This window comes from Deltaproteobacteria bacterium, assembly GCA_030654105.1.
Taxonomy (GTDB): domain Bacteria; phylum Desulfobacterota; class SM23-61; order SM23-61; family SM23-61; genus JAHJQK01.
Genome location: JAURYC010000013.1, coordinates 1 through 2731, shown reverse-complemented (window position 1 = coordinate 2731; position 2731 = coordinate 1). Strand labels below are relative to the sequence as shown.

Genomic DNA, 2731 nt, shown 5'->3' with positions numbered 1-2731 from the left:
GATCCTTCCGTGATTGCCGGTTTGGAATACCCAAAATTTGTGGAGATGGTGTCCTCGGGCCAGAGGCGCTTGTCGCAAGAGAATCGGTTGCAGGCCATTTGGAAGATGGCTGTCGATTCGGTAGGCTGTGAGGTTGGGCCGACGGTTGCATTTGAGGTACAAGTGATGGTCGAGGGGCTGAAGCAGATCCGGAAGGGTATCCAGGACATTGAGGAGAAGATTTACGAAATCTGTTCCCAGTTTCCCGAGTATGAATTTCTGCTGAGTATTCCGGGTTTTGGTCCGGATATTTCTGCCAAGGTTTTAGGGGCGGTGGGAGATCCATTTCGTTTTCAGAGTGGAAAACAGGTTTTGAAGATGGCTGGCTTAGACCTCAGTGCGGAACGTAGTGGAAAAACTTCCCAGAGTGCGATTCCGGTCATTTCCAAAAAAGGAAAAGCGGATCTTCGTTATGCCTTGTATCAGGCGGCTTTCATTGCTTCGACCAAGAATCAGGACTTTATCGTTTATTACACTCATAAGCTCCGGGGCCGAGAAAGAGAGCCTGGGATCAAGACCAAGATGCGGGTGAAGTTGTCGGCCAAGCTTCTGATCATTGCCTGGACGTTGATGAAGAAAAAGGAGCCTTTTAATCCGGATTATTTAAACATCGAATAAGAGAGCATTGAGATTCGACGAGAGAGCCCGAGCAGCTACGTTGAGGCAAATGACCTCGTGGGGGACAATCCTGGGCCTCTCACTGAACTCTTTAATCTGGATTAGGGATGATGGATAGCCCTCTTGGGCATACCGGATAAAAGTAACGATTAGATATAGAGTTCGTCGAAGTGAGAGATTCGTCGAATGAAAAAAGCTTTTTAAAAAGCTTCATGGATACGTGTGGCCCAAATGCGGCTTGCATTGTAACTCCTGATTTTTTAAAAACTTAATTTTTCTCTTGACAGGAGGAATATAGGATGTCCCCTAACCCCGACTTGGCATTGTAGGAATCCATTAAGCCCAGAGATAAGCAGAATCACAATCTTTAAGACTTTAAGCAGCGTTCCCTTTCCCCTCATGGGTATTCCAGAAGGTGCTGCTATGAAGCTTCTAACGGTGCTCTGCCTTCACCGTTGGGGGCTTCTGATTTTTAGATAACAAAAATAGGTGTCATTTCCGGTTTGGCGGTTTGTTGTTAAGGATAAAGATTTAATCCCAGGCCCCCACGCTCCCGCGCGGGGAGCGACACAGCAAGAGTAAAGACCTGACCCCGAATCCCTGCCGTTTAGGCCCACTACCCTGTAATTGTCTATACCGTAATGCTCATTGAAGTATCTGATGGCCGTTGGATTAAACTGCTCGTAATTGAGCTTCACCTCAATGGGTATCAGGGAATCTTTCATTTTGAGGATAAAGTCGATTTCCTTCTTATCTTTCGTCCGCCAATAAAAGACACTATCCCTATGAGCCTCTTGCAAGAGGCTCATAAGTTTAACTTAAATTAAAGTCAAGCTTTATTTAGGTTTAACATCAGGAGAGAAAATGGGGGCAGGCAATCATAATAAAGTTTTGACTAATTTATTTATTGATGTGCTACAAAACGTCGATGACTCGCAGACTGAGGGTTTACTTTCCTGGCGGCTTTTACCATTATCCTTGGCCGCAACCAATAACGTCATAATGCTGCAAGTTTTGATAAATGGTGGATCTCACTTTCTCTAAGACAACATCTTTGTCCTGCTCATTATAGGAGGAAGTTTCGATCGGCTCCCCCACGATGATGTTCAGCACGCCCGGCTTTATGCGCAGCGCCTTTTTGGGAAAAAGTTTATAGCTATCCAGGATGGTAATGGGCACAATGGGAAGCTTAGCCTTGAGGGCAAGGACGACTCCACCTTTCTTGAAAGGGTTAAGTTTCCCGCCGAGGTTCCTGGTTCCTTCGGCAAAGAAACAGGCGCTGATACCATCTTTGAGTTCCTGAATTGCTTTATTGATTCTGGCGATGGCCTTGGGGCCGTCGCTCCGGTCGATGAATATGACCCGCGCCCGTCGTGCAGCCCAACCAAACAAGGGAATTTTTTCCAGGGATTTTTTTCCTACAAACCGCAAAGTGTGGGACAGCATCCAGGCTACAGCCAGCGGATCCAGATTGCTGGCATGGTTGGAGATAAATACATAAGAGCGCCGCTTTTCGATCCTCTCCAGGCCCACAACCCGGATCCCTACCCGGTTCGTTCTCATGACCAGCCCAGCCCAAAACCTTCCGATTTGGTACGGGACCTTCCCTGTTTTGCTGAAAAAGTCAGTCAATATGACCGGGGGACCAAGAAACAAAGTATAAACGCTTGTGGTCACGGCGGCCCATAAAACCATCATTGCACCTATGAGCATAATATCTTCCCTCTCTCAATTACGAATTTGGGATTTTACCAGGCGTAAACCTTTAAAGAAAAATGGCAACCTAAGGGGGGTTCAGCCAGAAGTGTATTTTATACCACACTCCGCCAAAGAGGGCAATGGTTTCAAATAGATCAAATTGATGTAGTGTAATTTAACTCCTGCTTGACAAAAATGATAATTTTTTGTAGTTTCCGTGGAAACACCGAGGAGATTTTGATAGGGGTTAGTTTTGCAAAAACATAAAGATTTAATTAACTATATTCGAAGACCCGTAAGAGGGTACGTTGCCTGTAGAAAAGAAAATACTCTCGCACTTTATAGCTTGCGCTGTAATTATTTTCATCTTGCCTTG

The 2731-nt window shown here is 45.7% G+C and carries 2 protein-coding genes; one reads left to right on the top strand and one right to left on the bottom strand.

The window, feature by feature from the left end; translation table 11 throughout:
• The coding region (locus Q7V48_00460; protein MDO9209216.1) for a transposase at positions 1–657 on the top strand (657 nt) is incomplete at its 5' end.
• A gap of 972 nt (positions 658–1629) precedes the next feature.
• Here the strand turns inward: Q7V48_00460 and Q7V48_00455 are convergent.
• Positions 1630–2370 (bottom strand): lysophospholipid acyltransferase family protein, encoded by a 741-nt coding sequence (locus Q7V48_00455; GenBank protein MDO9209215.1) that lies wholly within the window; start codon positions 2368–2370, stop codon positions 1630–1632.
• Between the last annotated feature and the right edge of the window lie 361 nt (positions 2371–2731).

Excerpts from the sequence above, each read along its gene's own strand:
- Q7V48_00455 (MDO9209215.1), bottom strand. The coding sequence starts at position 2,370 with ATGCTCATAGGTGCAATGATGGTTTTATGGGCCGCCGTGACCACAAGC.